The following is a 24,062-nucleotide window of genomic DNA, read 5'->3' on the forward strand; positions in this document are numbered from 1 at the left end:
AGACATTGCTGAGTTTATCCTGAGCGTAGCTGAAGGGCTCGGAACAGCTTATCCGGGAATGACAGAATAATGTATCATTTCATTTTTATAAATAAAAGATGCCGATTCGGAAAATGATTAAGAGGGTTTGTTAAAATATTTAAATGCGATTTAAAATTCTCAGAAAAGATGGATTTGCCCGCAATGCATTAATTGAAACTAAAAGAGGTGTTATTCATACACCCGCATTTATGCCTGTGGGGACAAATGGAACAGTTAAAGCAATGACTCCTGAGGAGATCAGAGAAATCGGTTATGAAATAATACTTTCAAATACTTATCATCTTTACTTGAGACCGGGGCATGAGACAGTTAAAAAACTTGGAGGAATTCACAAATTCATTAATTGGCATGGACCAATTCTTACTGATAGTGGCGGATTTCAGATTTATAGCCTCGCATCACTAAGAAAGATAACATCCCAAGGAGTTGAATTTCGCTCTCACATTGATGGCTCCCTTCACTTTATAACTCCTGAAAAGGCAATAGAGATTCAGCTTGCTCTGGGTTCAGACATAATGATGGTTTTAGATGAGTGTGTTCCATATCCAGCAGAAAAGGAATATGTTGAAAAATCTCTCAAGCTCACAGCAGATTGGGCAAAAAGAAGCAAAGATTATTTTGAAAAACACAGAAATGATCAAGCAGTTTTTGGTATTATTCAGGGAGGCATTTATGATGAGCTAAGGCAAAAGGCAGTGGAAGAAATTGTGAAAACAGGCTTTGATGGATATGCTCTTGGAGGCTTAAGTGTGGGAGAGCCAAAGGAAGACATGTATAGAGTGATAAAAAATATTGCACCTTTAATGCCTGAAGAAAAACCTCGTTATCTGATGGGAGTTGGTGACTTGATGGATGTTCTTCATGCAGTTGAGCACGGGATTGATATGTTTGACTGCGTTATACCAACGAGAAATGCAAGAAATGGAACACTTTTTACATCTCAGGGCAGAATTAGCATTAAAAGAAGTGAGTTTAAAGAAGATAACTCTCCCCTTGATCCAGACTGTGACTGTTATACATGTAGAAACTATACAAAGGCTTTTTTAAGGCATCTTTACATGTGCAGAGAGATTCTTTCAATGAGGCTTAATACCATCCATAATCTTTACTTTTACTGCAGATTCTTTGAAAAAATGAGACAGGCTATAGCTGATGGAAGATTTCAAGATTTTAAAAAAGAGTGGATGCATGTGCTTGAGAAAAACTTTTCTGCCCTATGAGATGACTTCCATCACAGCTTGCAGCATTGCTGAGCTCAGGGAAGCTCTCTCTACAGGAAGAAAAGGTTAAAGAGAGGGAATCACAAATTTTTCTTACTTTAATCATCAAATCTTTTCTTAAGGATTCTGGAAGATACAGGGAGTTTGAAATCTTCGTTCCGTCTCTGAAGTAAAGGCTTTTAATTTTTTCAGCTACTTCAGGAAAAGCTTTAACTATTCTCTTCCAGCTATCCCATCTTGGTTTAAAGGTGCTTGCTGTAACATGTCTTACACCGCAGTTTTTTGCTTCTTTTAAAATTCTCTCCACTTCATCTTCATTAAGCATTGGAATAATCGGGTCAAGCCTCAAACCAGCAGGAATTCCTTCTTTACTTAATCTTTCAACTGCTTTAAATCTATCAAATGATGAAGGAGCATTTGGTTCAAGTTTTCTGTCATGTTTTAAACTGGTTATAGTAAATGTTACACATGATGGCATTTCTCTTAGTAAATCTATGTCTCTTAAAACTACATCACTTTTTGTTATGATGATAACTCTCATATGGTGTTCTTTAAAAATTTCAAGACATTTTCTCGTAAATTTTTTGATTTTTTCTACTGGTGGATAGGGATCTGAGGTGTTACATAGTGAAATTAGGGAGTTTTCAGGAATTTTTTCTATTTCCCTTTTAAGGCTTGCAATGAGATTCTTTTTTTCTCTTAAATGAAAAAAATCCTTTATGTATGAAGAAGCATAACAGTAAAGGCATCCGTGAGAACATCCTGTATATGGATTAAGTGAATACTTTGGTGGACATGTGCATAGCTCGCTCTTCCACGGATCAAAGGGGCGTAGATACATAGTTTATTATGAAATATTTTTGATAGAAAACTTAACCTATCGGCAATTTCATGAAATTTGCAATATTGTGCAAACTCTATTAAAATTTAAAATAATGAAGCTTAAAAATCTCTCACTGAATACAAAATTCACTCTTTCAATCAGTTTGATAATCTTTGCTTTCTGTGTAATATTTTCTTTTCTTATTTATTATCACCTTAAGCAAAAAGTAATAGAGGATGCAAATGAAAAGACAAGAATAATCATTACTCAGATTGATGCACTGGGCAATTATGTTAAAGAAGAACTAAGACCTGCTATTTTTAAACTTCTTCACGAAACAGGAAAAAAAGATGAATTTATCGTTGAGGGAATGTCAACAACTCATGTGAGACTGAGTGTAATGAAAAGATTTAATAATAAGATAGGAAATTATACTTATAAAAGAGTTTCTCTTGAGCCCATAAATCCATTGCATAAAGCTGATGCGCTGCACGCTAAACTGATTGATTATTTTCAGAGAAATCCAGATAAGGAGTCCTGGAGCGGAATTGTGAAATCAGAGTCCCAGGAACTTCTTATAATGGCAAAACCTATTGTAGTTGAAAAAGGATGCTTAATCTGTCATGGAAAGATTAAAGATGCACCTAAGGCTTTGCTTAAGATGTTTCCTCGGGAGCAGGATTTTAAATGGAAAGAGGGAGAAATAATGGGAGTGGAGTCAGTATCTCTTCCAATTGCATCAACATTGGGTGAAATAAAAGGTGTTGCCATCTCTACATTTCTTTTCGGCGTGGTTTCTTTAATCTTCCTTTTTGTTGCCCTTCAGGGTGCTTTCTGGAGCTTTGTAATTAAACCTTTGAAAAGATTAAGCTCCCTATTCAGAGGAATTGTCAACGGCACAGAGCCTCTTAATCAAACAATTGAGGCAAAAACAAAGGATGAGATTGGTGAGCTAATTTTTTCATTTAATCAGATGTCAAAATATTTATTTGAGGCTCAGGAAGCCACTAAAAAATACGCTGAAACTCTTCAGACGATATTTGAGGGTATAACAGACCCACTTGCTCTCGTTAATCCGGATTGCACAGTGGAGATGACTAATCATGCTTACAGAACATGGATGATAGAAGGAAGAGCTGCTGTATTTAATGAAAGATGTGATCCTGAAAGAGTTGATCCAGATAAATTCTGTCCTGTTCACTTTCTTAAGAAGGTAATAGACACGAAAAAACCGTTTTCAGAATACTGGGAAGGCGAGGATCAAAAACACTATTTTATCCATCTTTATCCAATTTTTGATGATAAAGGAAATGTGATAAAATTGGTTCATTATGTCAAGGATATTACAGAAAAAAGAAAGATTGAGGAGCAGATGAGAATTACTGAAAAACTTGCAGCAATCGGGCAGCTTTCAGCAGGATTAGCCCATGAAATCAATAATCCTCTTGGAGGAATCAAACTTTGTTTCAATAATTTGATAAGCACAGAGATGGATGAAGAGACAAAAAACAGACACATTGAGGTAATAAATCAAGGGCTCACAAAGATTCAGGAAATAATAAAACAACTCCTTGATTTTTCAAAGCAGAGTGAGCTTGTAATTTCACTGGTTTCTGTTAACAGCCTTGTAGAAAATGTCTTAAAATTAACGGATTATTTAATATCAAAAAAGGGAATAAAAGTTATAAAAAAGCTTTCTGCAGATGTCCCAGAAATCATGGTTGACTCAAATAAAATAGAACAGGTATTTTTAAATATTGTTCTTAATGCTATTCAGGCAATGGATGGTAAAGAAGGAACTTTAACTGTACAGAGTTATTTAAAAAATGGCTACTGTTACATCTCTTTCACGGATACAGGTCCTGGAATTCCTGATGAAATCTTTCCGAAAATTTTTGATCCTTTCTTTACCACAAAGCCTGTTGGTGAAGGAACAGGACTTGGTCTTTCAGTAAGTAAATCTATTGTAGAGCAACACAATGGAAGAATTCTCGTTGAAACCTCTAATAGAGGTAGCACTTTTACAGTAGAGTTACCGGTAAAATGAAAGAAAAGATTCTCATAATTGAAGATGATCCTGCAATGAATCTCGGTATGAATCATTTTCTTAGATCCTGTGGATATGAAGTAAAATCCTGCGAAGATGGCAAAAAAGCTCTTTTTATACTTGATTCAGAGAGATTTGACATTGCCATAGTTGATCTTAAACTTCCGGGAGTGGATGGTCTCACTATACTTAAAGAAATAAAAAATAGAACTCCCCAAACAGGAGTAATAATCATAACCGCTTTTGCTGAGGTAAAAACTGCTGTTCAGGCAATAAAAGATGGTGCATTTGATTACATTGCAAAACCATTCACAAATGAAGAACTTTTTTTAGTAATAGAAAGATTTTTAAAGTTTCGTGACCTTGAAAAGGAAGTAAAACAACTTACTGAGCTTGTCAAAAGAAAAGAAGGATTTGAAGAGATAGTTTGTAACAGTTCTGCTATGAAAGAAATTCTTGATAAGATTGAGGCAGTGGCAAAAACTGATGTGCCTGTTTTAATTCAGGGTGAAAGTGGAACTGGAAAAGAACTCATAGCAGATGCAATCCAGAGAAGAAGTTTAAGAAAAGATAAACCCTATATCAAAATAAACTGTGCTGCCATTCCTGAAACTCTTTTTGAATCAGAGCTCTTTGGATATGAAAAAGGTGCTTTTACAGGAGCCACAGAGAGAAAATCTGGCAAATTTGAGCTTGCAAACGGAGGCACCATATTTTTTGATGAAATTGGCGATATGCCGATGCCGCTACAGGCAAAGCTCCTGAGAGTCATTGAAGATGGAACTGTATATCCTCTTGGAGGCAAAGAACCAATAAAGATTAATGTTAGATGCATCTATGCAACAAGCAAGAATCTTAAAGAATTGATAAAAAATGAAAAATTCAGAGAAGATCTCTTTTACAGAATAAATGTCATTCCTGTGGTAATACCACCTTTAAGAGAAAGAAAAGAAGATATTTCAGCACTCATTGAACATTTTCTTAAAATTTTCTCAGAAAAATATGGTAAAAAGAATATCACCATCTCTCCTTCAGCCTATGAAGCTTTACTAAGTTATGATTATCCCGGAAATGTGAGAGAGTTAAAGCACGCCATTGAGAGAGCTGTGCTTCTTTCAAAGGACGGCATAATTGATATTAAACATCTTCCAGAAGAGTTCTCACCAATGGGATCACTTCAAAAACAGTGTCTTATAAGTAATTTTTCTCTTAAAGAGTGTCTTGAAAACTTTGAAAGAAATTTGATAATAAAAGCTCTTGAGGAATGCGGATGGAAAAAAGCTGAAGCAGCAAAAAAACTCGGAATAAGCAGAAAAGCCTTATGGGAAAAAATTAAGTTTTACAGAATTGGACAACCTTTACAAAATAACGGAGGGGGAGGGATTCGAACCCCCGGTAGGGTGTAACCCTACAGCGGTTTTCAAGACCGCCGCCTTAATCCACTCGGCCACCCCTCCAGATTTTTTATTATAACAAATTACTCATACCTCAATGCATCAATGGGATTAAGCATGGAAGCTTTATAGGCAGGATAAAATCCAAAGAAAATGCCTACAAAGGCTGAAAAAGAAAAGGCTATTAAAGCTGAAAAAGGTGAAATACTTACCGGCCATTTCATTAAATCAGAAACAATTAAAGAGCCTGCAATTCCTGAAAGAAGTCCAAAAACTCCTCCTATCATTGTCAAAAAGACAGATTCAATTAGAAATTGCATTCTTATGTCTTTTGGCTTTGCTCCCACTGCCATTCTTATTCCGATTTCCCTTGTTCTTTCAGTAACTGAAACAAGCATTATGTTCATTATTCCAATTCCGCCTACAACTAAGGATACAGAGGCAATTGCACCAAGAAGAATTGACATGGTTCTGGTTGACTCTTCTGCTGTTTTAAGCATCTGTGTGAGATCCATAACTGTAAAATCATCTTCCTGAGCCTGTCCGATTCTATGCCTTTGTCTTAAGAGGGCTTTAATCTCCTCTGTTGCCAGAGGGATTGACTCTAAAGACTGAGCTTTTGCGTAGATTAATCTTACTCTACCTGGCAGAATGTTACCAAAAAGCGTTCTCTGTGCTGTTGTAATGGGAACATATATTATGTCGTCCTGATCCTGTCCTGTAAGGGACTGTCCTTTTTTATCAAGAACTCCAACAACTTCAAAGGGTATTTTTTTTATTCTTATTAACTTTCCAATGGGCTCAAGATCACCAAAAAGTTTTTCACTGACAGTCTGCCCTATCACTGCCACTTTTGTCCCACTTCTTACATCTTGTTCTGTTATAAATCTTCCCGAGACAATTTCCCATTCTCTGACAGCAGCCATCTCAGAAGTTGTTCCAAGCACAGCTGTTGACCAGTTCTGATTTCCAAATACAACCTGTGCTGTGCCAGATATTACAGGCGCTACCCGAGAAACATGAGAACACTCTTTTGCTATAGCCTCAGCATCTGCCATTGTAAGGGTTTGCTGCGTTCCTGCACCCATTCTTATACCACCCTGTGTTGTTGCTCCCGGAAGAATAAGAATTAAATTGCTTCCTATACTTGAAATCTGAGCTGAAATTTTTTCGCTTGCACCCTGACCGATTGCAATCATTGTAACAACTGCACCAACACCTATGATAATTCCAAGTATGGCAAGGAAAGAACGCATTGCATTAGCTATAAGGGAACGGACTGCAATGTTAATTATTGATGAAATAGCTATCATGACTTTGTATCACTTATAATTTTACCATCAAGAAATCTTATCTGTCTTTTCCCAAAAGCTGCTATGTCTGGCTCATGGGTAACAATGATAGTTGTAAGATTCTGTTCTTCATTAAGTCTTTTGAAAATCTCCATTATCTCCATGCTTGCCTTAGAATCAAGATTTCCTGTTGGTTCATCAGCAAGTATTATTGAGGGATTATTCACAAGTGCACGGGCAATTGCAACTCTCTGTTGCTGTCCTCCACTTAGCTGTCTTGGATAATGATTTGCTCTCTCTTTAAGTCCAACCCAGGAAAGAGTCTCAACTGCTCTTTCTTTTCTTTCTTTTGCAGGAACTCCTGCATAAATAAGCGGAAGTTCAACATTTTCCAGTGCTGTAGCTCTTGAAAGAAGATTGAATTGTTGAAAAACAAAGCCTATTTTTTTATTTCTTATCTCTGCAAGCTCGTTTACATCCATTGTGGAAACATCTACTTCTTCAAGATAATATTTTCCGCTGGTTGGAGTATCAAGGCATCCAACGATGTTCATAAATGTTGATTTTCCAGAGCCACTTGGTCCCATGATGCAGACAAATTCTCCTTTTTCAATGAGCACGGAGATTCCGTTAAGAACAACCAGCTGCTGTTCTCCAATTTTGTAAATCTTCGTTACATTTTCAAGTTTTATAACTGGCATATTTAAAATCTTGGCGGAGGATGTCCTGTTGTGGTAGTAGATGTTTTTTTGCCAGTTTGAATCTCAACAATCACATCATCGCCTTCTTTTACATTTCCTTCCAGAACTTCACTCCATTCACCATCACTTATTCCTGTTTTTATTTTAACTCTTACAGGTTTTCCTCCTCTTAAAACCCATACTCCCTGCTCTTTTGAAGGAGCTGTATTAGGCATTCTGAATCTTAAAGCAGCATTTGGAATTTTGAGAACATTTTTCTTTTCCTGGGTAACAAAAGTAACATTAGCAGTCATACCTGGTTTAAGAAGCAGATGAGAGTTATCCACTGCTATTACAACATCATAGGTTACGACATTCTGGGTAACTGTAGGAGAAAGCCTTATTTGAGCTACAACTCCTTTAAACTTTCTATCAGGATAGGCATCTACTGTAAAAGTTGCCTCCATTGCATTTTTGATTTTTGATATATCTGCTTCATCCACATTTGTATCAACCTGCATTTTTGTAAGGTCAGGAGCTATTGTGAAAAGTGTCGGAGTTTGAAAGCTTGCTGCCACTGTCTGACCAACCTCAACATTTTTTGCAATAACAACACCATTAACAGGTGAGACTATTCTTGTATATCCGAGATTTGTTTTTGCCTGTTTGAGTCCTGCTTGAGCTTTTTTAACCTGTGCAAGAGCAATTTCATACTGAGCTCTGGCAGTATTATACGCTGTCTCGGCATCATCAAGCTCGCTGCGAGCAATGAGGTCACGCTTCCATAGCTCCTGTTTTCTTTTAAAAGTTCTTTCTGCATCTTTCAATGTAACATCAGCCTTGAAAAGATTTGACTTTGCATTGTAAAGGTCTGCTTCAGCCTGTTTCAGATCATTTTCAAAAGGAGTTGGATCAATCTGAGCAATAAGCTGTCCCTTTTTAACAATAGAGTTATAATCAGCATAGAGGGCTACAATTGTTCCAGAGACCCTTGTTCCAACAAGAATCGTTGTTACAGGATTTACAGTTCCTGTAGCAGTCACTGTCTGAACAATGTCTCCTCTCTGAACTTTAACAGTTTTAAACTCTGTTTTCTTTGAACCTGACAGAAGCATGACTAAAACAATTCCTACAATAATTAAAAATGCTACTGAAACCAATGCTATTTTTTTCTTTTTTTTCATTCCAACCATCCCACTGTTTTTTGTATTTGTGCATAGGTTACATTATAGTCATAGATTGCCTGCCAGTATTGAGTATTCGTCTGTTCATAAAGAACTATGGCATCAACAACTTCTATTGAGCTTCCTATGCCGACTTCATATCTTCCCATTGCAAGATCAAGATTTTCTTTTGCCTGTTTTAAAGTACTCTTAAGAGTCTCTATTTTCTGTGAAGCTTCTTTAAGCTGAGCAAAGAGATTTTTTATCTGCGATGTAATCTGCTGTTTTAAAGAGTCTTCCTTGTATGAATAGTATGCTGTATCTGCTTTTGCCTCAGCAAGTTTATATTTTGTTGACCATCCACTGAAAAGTGGAAGAGACATCTGCAAAAGGACTGTCCATTTTTTATTGAGAGGGAATTCTTCATTGATGTATCCATAATTTGCTGAACCTGTAAAAAGAGGGAAATATTCCTTTTTTATCAGTTCCTCTGTGGAAATTGAAGCCTGTTTATTAAACTTTATTGCCTGAAGTTGAGGATTTCTTTCAATGGCTATTTGAATAGCCTCATTTTCATCAAGCTTTCTCACAACATAGTCTTCTTCTTTAATGTCAAAGTCTGGCATATCCACTGTTCCCATTGCCACTTTAAGATTTAAAAATGCTTGAGAAAGCTGTTTTTCAGCTGTGATTAAATTGAGTTTTGCATTGCTTAGTTCAACCTCTGCTTTTGTTACTTCAATTTTTGGCTTAAGTCCAACTTCATAAAATCCTGTTGCAAGGTCAAGATGTCTTTGCGCCTGCCTGAGCACTTCCTGAGCTGTCTCCTTTTGTTTTTTTGCCTTGAGCACACTGTAATAAGCTTCTTTAACATTATAAATCGTTTGTAAAACAGCGTCTCTGTCTTGCCACTCTGTTGCTCTGTATAACTGCTTCTGAATCTCTACCTGTTTAGAAGTCTTTCCAAAATCAAAAATAGTTTGAGTGAGACTCACCTGAGCTGAATACTGTTTTGAGTATTCTTCAGAAATTCTGTTTTCCAGATAACTCCTTTGATATCCAAGGGATAAATCTATTTGAGGGAAATAGCCTGAGCGAGCCTCTCCAATTTTAAAAAAACTTTTGTTAACAGTAGCCTTAGATGCAAGAATCTCAGGATTTTTCTTTAATGCTATATTAATACAGTCCTGAAGGCTGTAAACAGGCTGAAGACTTAAGGCTGAAGGCTGAATGCTGAATGCTGAATGCTGAAGACTGAGAAAGACAAACAAGGATAATAATAAAACTCTAAATATCATTGCTTTCCAATGACATCTTTCAACTTTGCGCCTGTGTTTACTGTAACATCCACATAGGGAATCACTGACATGCCTGGCCAGAGAGGATAATCAGGATCAAAGGGTGTATCAATTATTATTCTAACTGGAATTCTTTGAACAACTTTCACAAAGTTTCCAGTGGCATTTTCAGGTGGAAAAAGGCTGAAAACAGCACCTGTTCCTGGCTGAAAGCTTGCAACATGACCTTTAAAAATCTTGCCAGGATAGGCATCAACTTTAATTTTAACAGGCTGTCCTACTCTCATTTTTTCTATCTGTGTTTCTTTAAAATTAGCACCAACCCATATATCCTGCTCATCAACAACTGCCATGAGAAGCTGCCCGGGTCGGACATACTGTCCTGTTTCAACAGATTTTTTTGCAATTCTTCCATCTCTTGGAGAAACAATCAAAGTTCTTTTTAAGTTTATCTCAGCAATCTTCAGTTCCTCCTGAGCTTTTCCTATTTGATACTGCTGAGTTTTCAATTTTACTGTAAGAGTATTTATTGATGATTTAATCTCCTTTATCTGACTTTCTACAGCTTTTTCCTGGGCTATTGCTACTTTCAGGGCTGCTTCTTGAGAATCAAACCTGCTTTTTGAAACAAGGTCTTCCTCATAAAGTCCTTTAATTCTCTGAAATTCCCTTTCAGCAAGCACTCTCTGGGCATGAGCTGCCTGAAGATTAGCTTCCATTGTTTTAAGTTTTGCCATTGCTTCATTCAACTGAGAGCTTATTTCCTTTAACTGATTGGACAATGTGTTTACATTTTCTTTTTTTGCTCTTACATCTGCTAAATAGTCATCCGGTTCTATTTCCACAAGGGGTTCACCTTTTTTTACTCTCTGGTTATAGTCAACATAAACCCTGATAACTTTTCCTGAGACCTGAGGAGATATCGGCACTATTGTTCCTTCAATGTAGGCATCGTCTGTTCTTTCGTAAACAATGTAGTAATAAATTTCTTTTACCATGAAAATCAAAACACCGATGGAAATGATGATCAACAGACTGATTTTAATCTTTTTTGAATTTTTGAATCTCTCCCTTAAGCCTTTAAAGCTCACTTGTTTACCCCCTGAGCAACAAGTTCATTACTGGTAAATGCTTTAAGCAATGCTCCTGTTGCCTGTCTAAGTCTCACTATAGCAAGCTGATAATTATACTGAGCTTCCATAAGCTTTCTTTCAGCTGTGACAAGAAATGTATTTGCATCGGTTACATCAAGGCTTGAAGCAAGTCCAAATTGATACTGCTTGAATACAGAGTTAAAGTTATCTTTTGCATATGTTACTTCATCCTGAAGAGATTTAATCGTATCTCTAAAGGTTACATAATCATGATAGGCAGACTCCACATCAATAAAAACTTCTTTGAGTGTATCTTCATATTGAAGCTCAGCCTGTCTCAGTTTTGCTCTGGCTTCTGCAACTTCTGCTCTTCTCAGTCCTCCTTCAAAAATTGGAAAGTTAATTGAGGCAATTGCATAACTTGATTCTTTATTTGTCATCTGGTTTGAAGGGTTCTGGTCAAGTTTTTGATAGGTAGCAGAAAGACCGAGATATGGGAAAAAGGAGCTTATTGCATAATTTACATTTTTTTTAGCTATTTCCTTTGCAAGTAAAGCAACCTTTATTTCTGGTCTTAATTCCTTTGCAAGAGCTTTAACATGGTCCACAGTAAGACTAAGATAGGGATCATAAAGCTTGCTTTCTAAGATTTCAAAATCTCCTTCAATACCTGCATCCCTTGCTAAAACAGCCTTCGCAACCTTTAAGTTGTTTTTCGCTGATATTAAATCAGCTTCTGCTCCACTAAGCTCAGCCTCTGCTCTTAGAAGGTCAGTTTTTGTTACCTCTCCTACCTTGAGCCTAATCTTTGCTGCATCTCTGTGTTTTCTTAATCTTTCCACATTAGTTTCAGCAATCTCCACTGCTCTTTTTGCTTTGAGATAGCCATAAAGGTCGCTGGCAACCCTTAGAAGATACTGCTCTTTAAAGGAGTTCACTTCAAACTCTGTTTTTGTAAGAGTATCCTTTGATATTGCATAATTTATAAATTCTTTGCCTCCAAGAGAAAGCTTTTCTTCAATTGTTACTGCCCACAGCATAGTTTTATCTGGCTGAATTATCTGATTGTTGACAATTTTTTCTCTACTGTAGTCAGTATATTTGCCAGAAGCTGTTAAAGTTGGAAGAAGCCCTGCGAGAGCTTTGTATTTTCCTTCCTTTGATATGTTTATATTTTCCTCGGCAACTCTAATTTTTTCAGCTTTTTTTAGAGCGAGAGAGAAAACATCTGAAATTGTTAAATTTTGCTCTGCAAATGCCTGCTCAGCAAAAATAAAAAATAACAAAAAAAGTAATATTTTAATTTTCATTCATTCCTCCTGGTTCCTTCGTAAAATATCTCAATGTAAGTTTGCAGAGCTTTTTTTAAATCTATTTTTTTTCTGAGAAGCTCTTTTTTAATGAAAAGATTAAAGAGCATTCCAAAGTATGCAAGAGAGGCATAGGTGGTGTTTAAATCTTTTCTCAGTATTCCATTATTTTTAAGCTCATCCAGATAGGAAGCAAAAACAAGATATACCTCATGAATCATTTTGCTGTGGATTGTTCTTATTTCAGCAGGATATTGAAAAATTTCTGTATGCATTATGCATATGAGGTCTCTCTTTTTTTTCAGCAAATCAAAATAATATTTGGCAATACTCTTCAGAGCTTCTTTATAATCCATATTTTTCAATCTTGGAAGAAGGTCTTTAAGTGTGGGCAGAAATGATTGATTTTTAAGAACATCAATAAAAAGTTTTTCCTTGGATGTAAAATACCTGAAAAGAGTTACCTCAGCAACATTTGCTTCCTTTGCTATTTCTTTTGTAGTTGTTCCAAGATATCCTTTCTGGGAAAAAAGTTTGAGTGCAGATTTAAGAATTTTTCCTTTCGTATCTTTCATGGTAGTAATTACTAACATACACCAAGAAAAAATACAATGTCAAGACGAACTTAAAATGATAGTTGATTACTATTTGATTTATGCAGTAAAATTATAAATTATTTTAATATAAGGAGAAGCCTATGAAAATAAGAGGAAAAGTCTGGAAATTTGGCGATAACATTGACACAGACGCTATTATTCCTGCCAGATATCTTAATACATCTGACCCTAAAGAGCTTGCAAAGCATGTTATGGAGGATGCTGATAAGGAGTTTCCATCAAAGGTTAAACAGGGTGATATAATAATCGCAGGAAAAAATTTTGGATGTGGTTCCTCAAGAGAACATGCGCCGATTGCAATTAAAGCGGCTGGAATTCAAGCAGTTGTTGCAAAAAGCTTTGCAAGAATATTTTTCAGGAATGCCTTCAATATCGGGCTACCAATTTTTGAGGTTCCTGAGCTTATTGATGAGGCAAGTGAGGGCGATGAAATAGAGATTGATATGGATAGTGGTGATATTGTTAATTTAACAAAAGGGAAAAAATACAAAACCAAGCCTATTCCTTCATTTATGCAGGAACTAATTAAAGCAGGTGGACTTGTTGAATGGACAAAAAAGAGATTAACTATGGAGGTAATAAAATGAAGACTTACAAAATTGCTGTAATTCCCGGTGATGGCACAGGACCTGAAGTTATCCGTGAGGGAGTAAAGGTCCTTGATGCTGTAAGCCACAGGCTCGGATTTAAGCTTGATTACACCTATTATGATTTTGGTGGTGAGAGATATTTAAGAACAGGCGAGACTCTTCCTGATAGCGCAATAGAGGAACTTAAAAAATTCAATGCCATATATCTCGGCGCGATTGGTCACCCTCAGGTTAAACCAGGTATTCTTGAAAAAGGAATACTTTTAAGACTCAGATTTGAGCTTGACCAGTATGTAAATCTCAGACCTGTAAAGCTTTATCCGGGAGTTGACTGTCCCCTTAAAGACAAAAAGCCTGAAGACATAGATTTTGTCGTTGTAAGGGAAAACACAGAAGGGTTATATACCGGTTCTGGTGGATTTCTTAAGAAAGGCACAGCTGATGAAGTGGCAATTCAGGTTTCAATAAATACCCGTAAAGGCGTTGAAAGATGCATAAGATTTGCCTTTGAATACTGCAAAAAACGCAACAAAAAGAATAAGCTTACTTTATGCGGAAAAACAAATGTTTTAACCTTTGCTTTTGACCTATGGGAGAGAACCTTTTATGAGGTGGCAAAAGAGTATCCAGAGATTACAACAGATTATGCCCACGTGGATGCTATAACGATGTGGTTTGTGAAAAATCCTGAATGGTTTGATGTCATCGTTACTGATAACATGTTTGGAGACATAATCACTGACCTTGGCGCGATGATTCAAGGAGGCATGGGAATAGCTGCTGGTGGAAACATAAATCCTGAAGGTGTGTCAATGTTTGAGCCAATTGGAGGCTCTGCACCGAAATATACAGGTAAAAATGTAATAAATCCTCTTGCTGCTATATGTGCAGGTGGGATGATGCTTGAATATCTTGGTGAGGGAGTTGCAGGAAAACTTATTGAAAGGGCAGTTATTGAAGTGACAAGCAAGCATCTTAAAAGTCTTGCAGCTGGCAGAATGGGATATACGACAACAGAAGTTGGTGATCTTGTGGCAAAGTATGTAACAGAACTACCTCTGGAGGGATAAAAAATGCTTAAAAAAAAGGAAAAATATGTTGTAGCAGTGGTTGGTGCAACAGGTGCTGTTGGAAATGAGATGATAGCAGTCTTAGAGGAAAGAGATTTTCCAGTTGAACGCTTAAGGCTTTTTGCCTCAGAAAGAAGTGAGGGCGTGAGACTTAACTTTAAAGGACAGGAAATTACAGTTGAGACTTTAAAAGAAGACTCCTTTCAGGGTATAGATATAGCTCTTTTTTCTGCAGGTGCAGAAAGGTCTAAGATATGGGCACCAATAGCAGCTAAAAGTGGTTGTGTGGTTATTGACAACTCAAGCCAGTGGAGAATGGACCCGGAGGTTCCACTTGTTGTTCCAGAAGTCAATCCTCATGATTTAAAATGGCACAAAGGCATTATTGCCAATCCAAACTGTTCCACAATCCAGATGGTTGTTGCATTAAAGCCAATTCATGATGTGGCAAAGATTAAAAGAGTGGTAGTTACGACTTTTCAGGCAGTATCAGGAACAGGTAAAAAAGCAATGGACGAGCTGCTTCAGCAAACAGTGGCTTTACTTAATTTTAAGGATATAGAAATTAAAGTTTATCCCCATCAGATTGCCTTTAATGTTTTACCACACATAGATAAATTTCTTGAAAACGGCTATACAAAGGAAGAGATGAAAATGGTTAACGAAACAAAAAAGATAATGGGAGACCCATCAATAAGAGTCACTGCCACAACGGTAAGAGTTCCTGTATTCAGAGGGCATAGCGAGAGCGTAAATATAGAAACTGAAAAGAAAATCACAGCCCAGGAAGTTAGAGAACTTCTCAGCAAAGCACCAGGTGTGGTTGTAATAGACAATCCTGACAAAAATGAGTATCCTCTGCCAATTTATGCATCAGGCAGAGATGAGGTTTTTGTTGGAAGAATTCGTGAAGATGAATCAATTGAAAATGGAATAAATATGTGGATTGTATCAGACAACCTGAGAAAAGGTGCAGCATTGAATGCTGTTCAGATCGCAGAAGAACTTATAAAAATGCTTTAGGAGGAGAAAATGTTAGGAGACAGAAAGGATTACATCTTTACCTCAGAATCAGTAACCGAGGGACATCCAGATAAAGTGGCTGACCAGATTTCCGATGCCATACTTGATGCAATGATTTCAAAGGATCCCTATTCAAGAGTTGCCTGTGAGACTCTTGTAACCACTGGTCTTGTGATGGTTGCAGGAGAGATTACAACGGAGTGTTATGTGGATATCCCATCTGTAATAAGAGAAACTGTTAAGGAAATTGGTTATACCCGTGCAAAGTATGGATTTGATTATGAAACCTGTGCTGTTATAACATCAATTCATGAGCAATCACCTGATATTGCAATGGGTGTTGACCCGGGCGGAGCAGGAGACCAGGGGCTTATGTTTGGATTTGCCTGCAATGAAACAGAAGAGCTTATGCCAATGCCAATAATGCTTGCCCATAAGCTTGCAATGAAACTTGCTGAAGTAAGGAAAAAAGACATTCTTACATATCTCAGACCTGATGGAAAAACTCAGGTTACAGTAGAATACAGAGATGGCAAGCCCTATCAGGTCCGCAGTGTGGTTGTTTCAGCCCAGCACGCACCAGACATCACTCTGAGAGAATTAAGAGAAGACATAGTTGAGAAGGTTATAAAACCTGTTATACCAAGGGAGCTTCTTGATGAGGAGTCGGTTCAGTATTTTATAAATCCAACAGGTAGATTTGTAATTGGTGGTCCAATGGGTGATACAGGGCTTACAGGAAGAAAAATAATTGTTGACACCTATGGAGGGGTTGCAAGACATGGTGGAGGATGTTTTTCAGGTAAAGATCCTACAAAGGTAGACCGCTCAGGCTCATATATGGCAAGATATATCGCAAAAAATCTTGTTGCAGCAGGACTTTGTGACAGAGTTGAGATTCAGATTGCCTATGTAATAGGCATTCCTGAACCAGTTTCTGTTTATATCAACAGCTATGCAACAGGCAAGATTGAAGATAGAAAAATGGAAGAGATTGTTAAGAAAGTCTTTGATCTGACTCCTAAAGGGATTATTGAAAAACTCCAGCTTAGAAGACCCATATACAAAAAAACTGCTGCCTATGGTCACTTTGGAAGGCTTGACCCAGATTTTACATGGGAACAGACAGACATGGCAGAAACTCTCAGAAAGGAGGCAGAGCTTTGTTAAAGCATGACATAAAAGATATAAAACTTGCTCAGAAAGGTAAACTCAGAATTGAATGGGCAGAGATGGATATGCCTGTTTTGAGAATGATAAGGGAGAGATTTAAAAAACAAAAACCCCTTAAAGGTGCAAAGATTGCGGCATGTCTTCATGTAACAACAGAAACAGCCAATTTAATGATTACTCTCAAAGAGGGTGGTGCAGAACTTGCCCTATGTGCATCAAATCCATTAAGCACTCAGGATGATGTAGCAGCTGCACTTGTTAAGTTCTACAAAATCCCTGTTTTTGCAATTAAAGGGGAAGACAGAGATACATATTATAAACATATTTATCAGGCACTTGAGATTAAACCCCATATAACAATGGATGACGGAGCAGACTTGATATCCACGCTTCATAAAGAAAAAAGAGAGCTTCTTAAAAATGTGCTTGGAGGGACAGAAGAGACAACTACAGGAGTAATCCGTCTTAGAGCAATGGCAGATGACAAAGCTCTTCAGTATCCTGTAATTGCTGTAAACGATGCTTATACAAAGCACCTTTTTGATAATCGCTATGGAACAGGGCAGAGCACCATAGATGGCATTCTCAGGGCAACAAACAGACTTCTTGCTGGAAGTATATTTGTAGTCTGTGGTTACGGATGGTGTGGTAGAGGTGTTGCCATGAGAGCAAGGGGAATGGGTGCAAGGGTAATTGTTACAGAGATTGATCCACTTAAAGCACTTGAAGCAGTTATGGACGGATTTGATGTGATGCCAGGGCTTGAAGCAGCAAAATCAGGAGATATTTTTGTAACTGTAACGGGCAACATTAATGTGCTTACAGATAAACATTTTCTTAAAATGAAAGACGGTGCTATAGTAGCAAATACAGGACATTTTAATGTGGAGATAGACATTGAAAGCCTTGAAAAAATCTCAAAATCAAAAAGAACAGTAAGAGATTTCGTCGAAGAGTACACTCTGAAAAATGGAAAAAGAATTTATCTTCTTGCCCAGGGTCGTCTTGTAAACTTAGCTGCTGCAGAAGGTCATCCTGCAGCTGTTATGGACATGAGCTTTGCAAATCAGGCTCTTTCTGCTGAGTATATTTATAAAAATTCAAAAAAACTTGAAAAAAAGGTGTATCCTGTTCCTGAAGAGATTGACAGAGAGATTGCCAGATTAAAACTTGAATCTATGGGTATAAGAATTGACATCCTGACAACGGAGCAATATAAGTATTTACACAGCTGGCAGATGGGCACGTGAATTTTCCTGAAAGACTATCTGTAGAGATTACTACAAAATGTAATCTTCATTGTGAAATCTGTCCAAAGCAGAGTCCCAACTATCACCAGCCTGAGTCAGATATGGATTTTGAAACATTCAGCAGGCTCAAGCCTCTTTTTCCTCATATAAAAAGTCTTGTATTAAATGGACTCGGCGAACCTCTTTTACATTCAGAGATTGAAAATTTTATTGCCTTTGCAAAAGCACACATGCCCGAGAACTCCTTCATTGGATTTCAAACAAATGGAGCACTTTTAAGTGATGAAAAATTAAAAGAGCTTATTAAGGCAGGTTTGAACAGAATCTGTGTTTCTATTGATAGCCTTGTGCCTATTAATGGGCTTCATGTTCCAGAATTTGGAGAAAAAGCACTTGAAGTTATTGCCCGGGCAAAATTAAATGGAGCAAAGAACCTTAAAAGCGGGATAGAGCTTGTTATAACTACTGATAACCTTGAGCAGATTTTTCCCACAGTAAAAGAGTCTTTAAAATACAGAATTGACTTCATAATTCTTTCACATCTTATTCCTTATTCATCAGAAAATTCAAAGAAAGTTGCCTATGAAACGAACAATGAAGAGGCAGTAAAAATTTTTAAAAAATGGGTAAGCTCACTTGAAAATAAAGGATACACAATAAATGACTGGCTTGAACTCATGAAAAAGAAAGCCCTGCCAGAGTTTTTTCCAGAGGAAAATGAGCCCATGAAACTTTTTAAAGCAATGTATGATGAAGCTGCATACCAGGGACTTACTCTTCATATGCAGAATCTTATAAATAGAAACGGTGAGTTAGTTAATACTGTAAGAGCTGTGCTTGAAGAAGTGGAGAATTTGTGCAAAAAAGCGAATATTTCCGTTCAGATTCCAGGAACAAATCCTGCACCTCATAGAAAATGTGATTTTCTTGAAGAAAAATGCATGTATGTTGGAGTTGATGGAGAAATCTCGCCATGTTATTTCCTGTGGCATAGCTTTACATGCTACATTGGTGGATTAAAAAAATCTGTCAAAAGATGGAGCTTTGGAAATGTAATAGAAAAGGATCCACTGGAGATTTTTAACTCTCCTTCATATCGTCAATTTATTGAATCTGTTCTGAGATATGATTTTCCCTATTGCTATGATTGCAACTTTGCCCTTTGTGACCTTATGGAGTTTGAAGAGTTTCTCTACGACTGCTACACAAACCCTGTTCCCTGTGGAGCCTGCTTGTGGTGTGGCGGTTTGTTTTATTGTATGATATAATTGAACGTGAGTTTTAAAAACAAGGAGGTGTGGTATGAAGATTTTAAGAATTAACATGTCTGGAAATCCTACTGCAAAGTTTGAGGAACTGGGTGAGTATGAAGGACTTGGAGGAAGAGCTCTTACCTCTGCAGTTATTTCAAAAGAAGTTGACCCTTTGTGTCATCCCCTAAGTGCTGACAATAAGCTTGTAATTGCTCCTGGGCTGCTTGGTGGGACAGCAGCTGCTATGTCTGGAAGAGTCTCTGTAGGATGTAAAAGTCCGCTTACAGGTGGAATTAAAGAAGCAAATGCAGGTGGACAGGCTGGACAGGTTCTTGGAAGACTCGGCATTGCAGCAATTGTTCTTGAAGGAAAGCCTGAAGGAAACGATACCTACAAAGTTTACATTAATAAAGATGAAGTCAGGATTGAAAAGGACAACTCCATTAAGATGCTTCCCAACTATGACCTCATTGACAGAATGAAAAAGGAATACGGAGAGAAAATTGCCTGTGTGAGCATCGGTCCTGCAGGTGAGATGAAACTTTCAGGAGCTTCAGTTGCCATAACAGATATGGAGCTAAGACCCACCAGACATGCTGGAAGAGGTGGTGTCGGAGCTGTAATGGGTTCAAAGGGAGTTAAGGTAATTGTTCTTGATGATACAGGAACAACGCCAAGACAGCCAAAGGATGCAGAGGCATTTAAGGATGCTAACAAACGCTTTGTAGCAGGGCTTCAGAAACATCCTGTTACAGGTCAGGGACTTCCTGCCTATGGAACGAATGTGCTTACAAACATTATAAATGAAGTTGGTGCTTATCCCACCTATAATTTTAAAGAAGGAAGATTTCAAGGAGCAAGAAAAATCAGTGGTGAAGTTGAAGCAGAGCTTGAAAAACAGAGAGGTGGAAATCCAACTCATGGATGTCACCGTGGATGTGTTATTCGCTGCTCAGGAATTTATCATGACAAGGATGGGCATTATCTTACAAAACAGCCTGAGTATGAAACAGTATGGGCATTGGGTGGAAACTGTGGAATTGATGACATAGACAAAATTGCTATGATGGATTTCCTCTGTGACAACTACGGACTTGATACAATTGAGATGGGTGCAACAATTGCAGTTGCAATGGAAGCAGGAATTCTTAAATGGGGTGATGCTGATGGAGCGATAAATCTTTTGCATGAAGTAGGGAAAGGCACACCTCTTGGAAGAATCATCGGAAATGGTGCAGCCTTCACTGGTAGAGCCTTTGCAGTTGAGAGAGTTCCTGTTGTCAAAGGACAGGCACTTCCAGCCTATGATCCAAGAGCAGTTCAAGGCATAGGTGTTACCTATGCAACAAGCCCGATGGGTGCTGATCACACAGCAGGTTATTCCATTGCACTTAATGTATTGAAAACAGGTGGATTTGTTGATCCCCTTAAACCCGAAGGACAGGTTGACCTATCCCGTAATCTTCAGATTGCAACAGCTTTCATAGATTCAACAGGAATGTGCCTGTTTATTGCCTTTGCCCTGCTTGACCAGCCAGAGACAAATCAGGCTTTGCTTGACATGCTCAATGCTTTTTACGGATGGAATATGACTGATAAAGATGTCGTTGAGTATGGCAAAAAAGTTCTCAAATTTGAAAGAGATTTTAATACCCGTGCAGGATTTACAAAACAGCATGACAGACTTCCGAGATTCTTTTACAAAGAGCCAATTCCACCGCACAATGTTGTTTTCCAGGTAAAAGACGAAGAGCTTGATCAGCTCTTTAACTGGTAAAATAAATCTGGAGCCTGCTTCATGCAGGCTCCAGAAGCTTTTATGAAACTCACTGTAAAACTATTTGGAGGAATAAAATCAACAAAAGATTTCCCAAAGAATGAAGAAGGGGATCTTATTGTAGAGCTTCCATCAGAGATTTCTGTTGCTGAGCTGATTGATGAGCTTTCATTAAATAAAAAACCTTTTATAGTTGTCCTCAATGGAGTCATTCTTCATGACCTTGCCATAAAACTTAAAGATGGAGATAAATTGAGCTTCTTCCCTCCAATAGCAGGTGGATTACTTAATTGAAAATTCTTTTCATAATAAAAAATTTTTATTTATTCTTGACAGAATCTCTTTAAATGTTTTAAACTGCATTTAACAAAATTAAACAAAGGAGGTTTTGTTATGGACAGGGAATTGTTAAACAAAATGTTTGAGTTTCACGGGCACAGATGCTGGGCTTCTGCACTGGGATTAAGAGCAGGATTGCTTGCATTGGAAAAACTCGGAGTGAATCGCTCAAATGTGAAGGAGCTTTTTGTAATTCTTGAAACAGGATACAATCATGGAGCAGGATGCTTTGGAGACGGAGTTCAGTTTGCAACAGGCTGCACAGCAGGAAAAGGAAATCTCATTAAAAAACCAAGAGGTAAACTTGCTTTCACACTGATTGATCCTAAGCAGGGTAAACAGATAAGGCTTTGCTTTAATCCAAAAATAAGGGAAAAGATCGCAAACTCAAGCTTTATGAAGAAAAGAGCAGCAGGAGTTCCTCCAACAGAGATATCTCCTGAAGAAGTCATGGAAGTTGTAAATCTTGTGCTTGATTCTCCAGTTGAAGAGGTGCTTTTAGTTGGAAAGGTGGAAGATAGCCATTTTGAGCCACCAGTTGAAGTTATGGGAATGGGTATCTGTGATATATGCGGAGAGATGGTGGCAAGACCCTATCTCAGGCTTATTGGTTCAGGACAGGCTTGCGAGGTTGGAGAGTTTAAAAAAGTATGTATAGACTGCTCAGGATATGAAGAGGGTTTTGAAAAATGACCTATATCATAGCATCTCTGGTCACTTTTATCTTTACCGCACTGCTGACAATAGCAGGAGTCGGAGCTGCCTTTATTCTGATTCCAGTGTTTGTTGCTCTTGGAGTTCCTCTTCTTACAGCCATGTCAACTGCTTTGCTTTTAAACAGCATTGCCATGGCTGTTGCTTCTTTTTATAATGCCAGAGCAGGGCTGATTGTTTACAAAACAGCCCTGCCAATTTTAATCTTTGCCTCTATTCTATCTCCTCTTGGTGCGATTACTGCAGAACATCTTTCAAGAAACCTTCTTTTATGGCTTTTTGTTGGATTTCTTATTTTTGCAGGCTCAATGATGCTATGGTATAAACCAAAGAAAAGAGAGATTTCATCTCCCAATAAACTGATCACCTATGGAGTGGGAGTTGGTGGATTTGCAGGTTATGTTGGTGGTCTTTTAGGTGTTGGTGGAGGTAATCTGATTGTTCCTGCACTTGTATGGCTTGGCTTTGACCCTAAGAAAGCCTCAGCAACAACAGCTTTCATAGTTATTTTTTCATCTTTTTCAGGATTCTTAGGGCACATCTCACTTGGAAACATTGACCATAACTTATTGGTTTTATGCGCTGTTGGTTCAATTGCCGGTGCTGTTTTAGGAAATTATCTTATGAGAAAAAAGCTTTCTGCTCCGCAGGTAAAAAAAGTCATAGGCATTGTATTATATATCATAGCAGCAAAAATGATATGGGATTTGCTAAAGTAACAGAGCTGTTTTTCTCATTCCTCAAGCTTGGGATTACTGCCTTTGGTGGTCCTGCCATGGTTGCCTACATTAAAGAGTTTGCTGTTCAGAAGAAAAAGTGGCTTGATGGAAAAACTTTTCAGGAAGGAGTTGCGCTCGCTCAGGCAATTCCCGGTGCAACGGCAATGCAGGTTGCAGCTTATGTAGGGTTAAAGGCAAGAGGTATTTCAGGAGGAATTGCAAGCTTTACAGGCTTTGGATTACCAGCATTCATACTCATGCTTATTCTTTCAGCATTATACGAAAAGACTCATTCAGTTTCTCAGGTAGCAGCGATTTTTACCGGGCTACAGGTGATTGTTGTAGCAATAGTTGCCAATGCTACATTAAGCTTTGCAAAACCAGTTATTAAATCAATCGGTGAAATAGTGGTGGCTGTTTTCTCGTTTTTGCTTTTTTTCTTTAAAACCAATCCCTTTTTGATAATCATAGCCTGCTTTCTTATTTCTCAATTAATTTTTAAAGACAGAGCAAACATTGAAACTAAAAATTTAAAGAGATTAAATTTCAAAGGTATTGGCAGTCTCATTTTAATTGTAACCTCAGGATTAATTTTTCTTTTTTTCTTTGATAAAACTCTTTTAAGTCTTGCTTTGCTCATGATGAAAATAGATCTCTTTGCCTTCGGAGGAGGTTATGCTTCTTTGCCATTGATGCTACATGAAGTTGTTGACAGACTACAATGGCTTGATGGAAAGACATTCATGGATGGAATAGCTCTCGGACAGGTGACTCCTGGACCAATTGTAATTACTGCTGCCTTTGTGGGGTATCTTTTAAAGGGATCTGCAGGTGCTCTTGTTGCCACATTGGCGGTTTTTACTCCTTCCTTTTTAATTATGGCTTTTGCCTCAGAAGTAAGTGAAAAAATAAAGAATTCAAAGGTATTTATCAGAGCAAAAAGAGGGCTTTTAGCATCCTTTACAGGACTTTTACTGTTTGCCACAATTAAGTTTGCCGGTGCAGTAACCTGGGACTGGATTAAACTATTTATTGTTTTAATAGGTTTTCTCTGTCTCTTAAGGAAAATCAGTATTTTTTATGTAGTAGTCATCACCGGACTTTTTTCTATTTTAATTTTTTCATAAAATTTCTATGTATAGAATTGAAAAAATCACACTCAAAAGTATCAAAA

General features: G+C 37.6%; 22 protein-coding genes and 1 tRNA gene. 14 read left to right on the forward strand and 9 right to left on the reverse strand.

The window, feature by feature from the left end; translation table 11 throughout:
* The first annotated feature begins 143 nt into the window (after positions 1 to 143).
* The gene (tgt, locus tag V4D30_RS08315) at positions 144 to 1,262 is read left to right on the forward strand and encodes a tRNA guanosine(34) transglycosylase Tgt (protein WP_353683863.1); all 1,119 of its coding nucleotides are present in this window, start codon (positions 144 to 146) and stop codon (positions 1,260 to 1,262) included.
* On the opposite strand, the gene V4D30_RS08320 is transcribed toward tgt, so the two are convergent.
* Positions 1,213 to 2,103, reverse strand: a complete 891-nt coding sequence (locus V4D30_RS08320) for a radical SAM protein (RefSeq protein WP_353683864.1) — start codon at positions 2,101 to 2,103, stop codon at positions 1,213 to 1,215. The genes tgt and V4D30_RS08320 overlap by 50 nt on opposite strands.
* A gap of 67 nt (positions 2,104 to 2,170) precedes the next feature.
* Between V4D30_RS08320 and V4D30_RS08325 the strand changes: the two genes are divergently transcribed.
* Both V4D30_RS08325 and V4D30_RS08330 read left to right on the forward strand, forming a co-directional pair.
* The gene (locus tag V4D30_RS08325; protein WP_353683865.1) at positions 2,171 to 4,132 is read left to right on the forward strand and encodes a DUF3365 domain-containing protein; all 1,962 of its coding nucleotides are present in this window, start codon (positions 2,171 to 2,173) and stop codon (positions 4,130 to 4,132) included.
* The gene (locus V4D30_RS08330) at positions 4,129 to 5,538 is read left to right on the forward strand and encodes a sigma-54 dependent transcriptional regulator (protein ID WP_353683866.1); all 1,410 of its coding nucleotides are present in this window, start codon (positions 4,129 to 4,131) and stop codon (positions 5,536 to 5,538) included. Before V4D30_RS08325 ends, V4D30_RS08330 begins: the two co-directional genes overlap by 4 nt.
* Here the strand turns inward: V4D30_RS08330 and V4D30_RS08335 are convergent.
* From V4D30_RS08335 to V4D30_RS08370, 8 genes are all read right to left on the reverse strand, one after another.
* Positions 5,502 to 5,589 (reverse strand) — tRNA-Ser (locus tag V4D30_RS08335). The two genes, V4D30_RS08330 and V4D30_RS08335, sit on opposite strands and share 37 nt — an antisense overlap.
* Positions 5,590 to 5,609: 20 nt before the next feature.
* Positions 5,610 to 6,839 (reverse strand): ABC transporter permease, encoded by a 1,230-nt coding sequence (locus V4D30_RS08340; RefSeq protein WP_353683867.1) that lies wholly within the window; start codon positions 6,837 to 6,839, stop codon positions 5,610 to 5,612.
* Positions 6,836 to 7,519, reverse strand: a complete 684-nt coding sequence (locus tag V4D30_RS08345) for an ABC transporter ATP-binding protein (RefSeq protein WP_353683868.1) — start codon at positions 7,517 to 7,519, stop codon at positions 6,836 to 6,838. Before V4D30_RS08345 ends, V4D30_RS08340 begins: the two co-directional genes overlap by 4 nt.
* A 2-nt stretch (positions 7,520 to 7,521) precedes the next feature.
* A complete protein-coding gene (locus tag V4D30_RS08350) occupies positions 7,522 to 8,682 on the reverse strand; it encodes an efflux RND transporter periplasmic adaptor subunit (RefSeq protein ID WP_353683869.1) in 1,161 nt (386 codons plus the stop codon).
* On the reverse strand, positions 8,679 to 9,959 hold the full coding sequence (locus tag V4D30_RS08355) for a TolC family protein (protein WP_353683870.1): 1,281 nt from the start codon (positions 9,957 to 9,959) through the stop codon (positions 8,679 to 8,681). The genes V4D30_RS08350 and V4D30_RS08355 overlap by 4 nt, the downstream gene beginning before the upstream one ends.
* Complete coding sequence (locus V4D30_RS08360) at positions 9,956 to 11,050, reverse strand: HlyD family secretion protein (protein WP_353683871.1); 1,095 nt, start codon at positions 11,048 to 11,050, stop codon at positions 9,956 to 9,958. Before V4D30_RS08360 ends, V4D30_RS08355 begins: the two co-directional genes overlap by 4 nt.
* Positions 11,047 to 12,363: a TolC family protein gene (locus tag V4D30_RS08365; protein ID WP_353683872.1), complete on the reverse strand. Its 1,317-nt coding sequence runs from the start codon at positions 12,361 to 12,363 to the stop codon at positions 11,047 to 11,049. The genes V4D30_RS08360 and V4D30_RS08365 overlap by 4 nt, the downstream gene beginning before the upstream one ends.
* The gene (locus tag V4D30_RS08370; RefSeq protein WP_353683873.1) at positions 12,360 to 12,938 is read right to left on the reverse strand and encodes a TetR/AcrR family transcriptional regulator; all 579 of its coding nucleotides are present in this window, start codon (positions 12,936 to 12,938) and stop codon (positions 12,360 to 12,362) included. Before V4D30_RS08370 ends, V4D30_RS08365 begins: the two co-directional genes overlap by 4 nt.
* Positions 12,939 to 13,060: 122 nt before the next feature.
* Here V4D30_RS08370 and leuD point away from each other — a divergent pair, with 122 nt between their 5' ends.
* From leuD to chrA, 11 genes are all read left to right on the forward strand, one after another.
* On the forward strand, positions 13,061 to 13,567 hold the full coding sequence (gene leuD, locus V4D30_RS08375; protein WP_353683874.1) for a 3-isopropylmalate dehydratase small subunit: 507 nt from the start codon (positions 13,061 to 13,063) through the stop codon (positions 13,565 to 13,567).
* The gene (locus V4D30_RS08380; RefSeq protein WP_353683875.1) at positions 13,564 to 14,640 is read left to right on the forward strand and encodes a 3-isopropylmalate dehydrogenase; all 1,077 of its coding nucleotides are present in this window, start codon (positions 13,564 to 13,566) and stop codon (positions 14,638 to 14,640) included. Before leuD ends, V4D30_RS08380 begins: the two co-directional genes overlap by 4 nt.
* A 3-nt stretch (positions 14,641 to 14,643) precedes the next feature.
* Positions 14,644 to 15,663, forward strand: coding sequence for an aspartate-semialdehyde dehydrogenase (locus V4D30_RS08385; protein ID WP_353683876.1), 1,020 nt, complete (start codon positions 14,644 to 14,646; stop codon positions 15,661 to 15,663).
* A 9-nt stretch (positions 15,664 to 15,672) separates the two neighbouring features.
* Positions 15,673 to 16,833: a methionine adenosyltransferase gene (metK, locus tag V4D30_RS08390; RefSeq protein WP_353683877.1), complete on the forward strand. Its 1,161-nt coding sequence runs from the start codon at positions 15,673 to 15,675 to the stop codon at positions 16,831 to 16,833.
* A complete protein-coding gene (gene ahcY, locus V4D30_RS08395; RefSeq protein ID WP_353683878.1) occupies positions 16,779 to 18,086 on the forward strand; it encodes an adenosylhomocysteinase in 1,308 nt (435 codons plus the stop codon). The genes metK and ahcY overlap by 55 nt, the downstream gene beginning before the upstream one ends.
* On the forward strand, positions 18,083 to 19,354 hold the full coding sequence (locus tag V4D30_RS08400; protein ID WP_353683879.1) for a radical SAM/SPASM family putative metalloenzyme maturase: 1,272 nt from the start codon (positions 18,083 to 18,085) through the stop codon (positions 19,352 to 19,354). Before ahcY ends, V4D30_RS08400 begins: the two co-directional genes overlap by 4 nt.
* 34 nt (positions 19,355 to 19,388) lie before the next feature.
* Entirely contained in the window at positions 19,389 to 21,116 is a 1,728-nt protein-coding gene (locus V4D30_RS08405; protein WP_353683880.1) for an aldehyde ferredoxin oxidoreductase C-terminal domain-containing protein, read from the forward strand.
* 21 nt (positions 21,117 to 21,137) lie between these two features.
* Entirely contained in the window at positions 21,138 to 21,410 is a 273-nt protein-coding gene (locus V4D30_RS08410; protein WP_353683881.1) for a MoaD/ThiS family protein, read from the forward strand.
* Positions 21,411 to 21,509: 99 nt separating this feature from the next.
* Entirely contained in the window at positions 21,510 to 22,148 is a 639-nt protein-coding gene (locus V4D30_RS08415) for an FmdE family protein (protein WP_353683882.1), read from the forward strand.
* Positions 22,145 to 22,888 (forward strand): sulfite exporter TauE/SafE family protein, encoded by a 744-nt coding sequence (locus V4D30_RS08420; protein ID WP_353683883.1) that lies wholly within the window; start codon positions 22,145 to 22,147, stop codon positions 22,886 to 22,888. The genes V4D30_RS08415 and V4D30_RS08420 overlap by 4 nt, the downstream gene beginning before the upstream one ends.
* Positions 22,870 to 24,015 (forward strand): chromate efflux transporter, encoded by a 1,146-nt coding sequence (gene chrA / locus V4D30_RS08425; RefSeq protein ID WP_353683884.1) that lies wholly within the window; start codon positions 22,870 to 22,872, stop codon positions 24,013 to 24,015. Before V4D30_RS08420 ends, chrA begins: the two co-directional genes overlap by 19 nt.
* The last annotated feature ends 47 nt before the right edge of the window (positions 24,016 to 24,062 follow it).

Source organism: Thermodesulfovibrio sp. 3907-1M (assembly GCF_040450955.1).
Taxonomy (GTDB): domain Bacteria; phylum Nitrospirota; class Thermodesulfovibrionia; order Thermodesulfovibrionales; family Thermodesulfovibrionaceae; genus Thermodesulfovibrio; species Thermodesulfovibrio autotrophicus.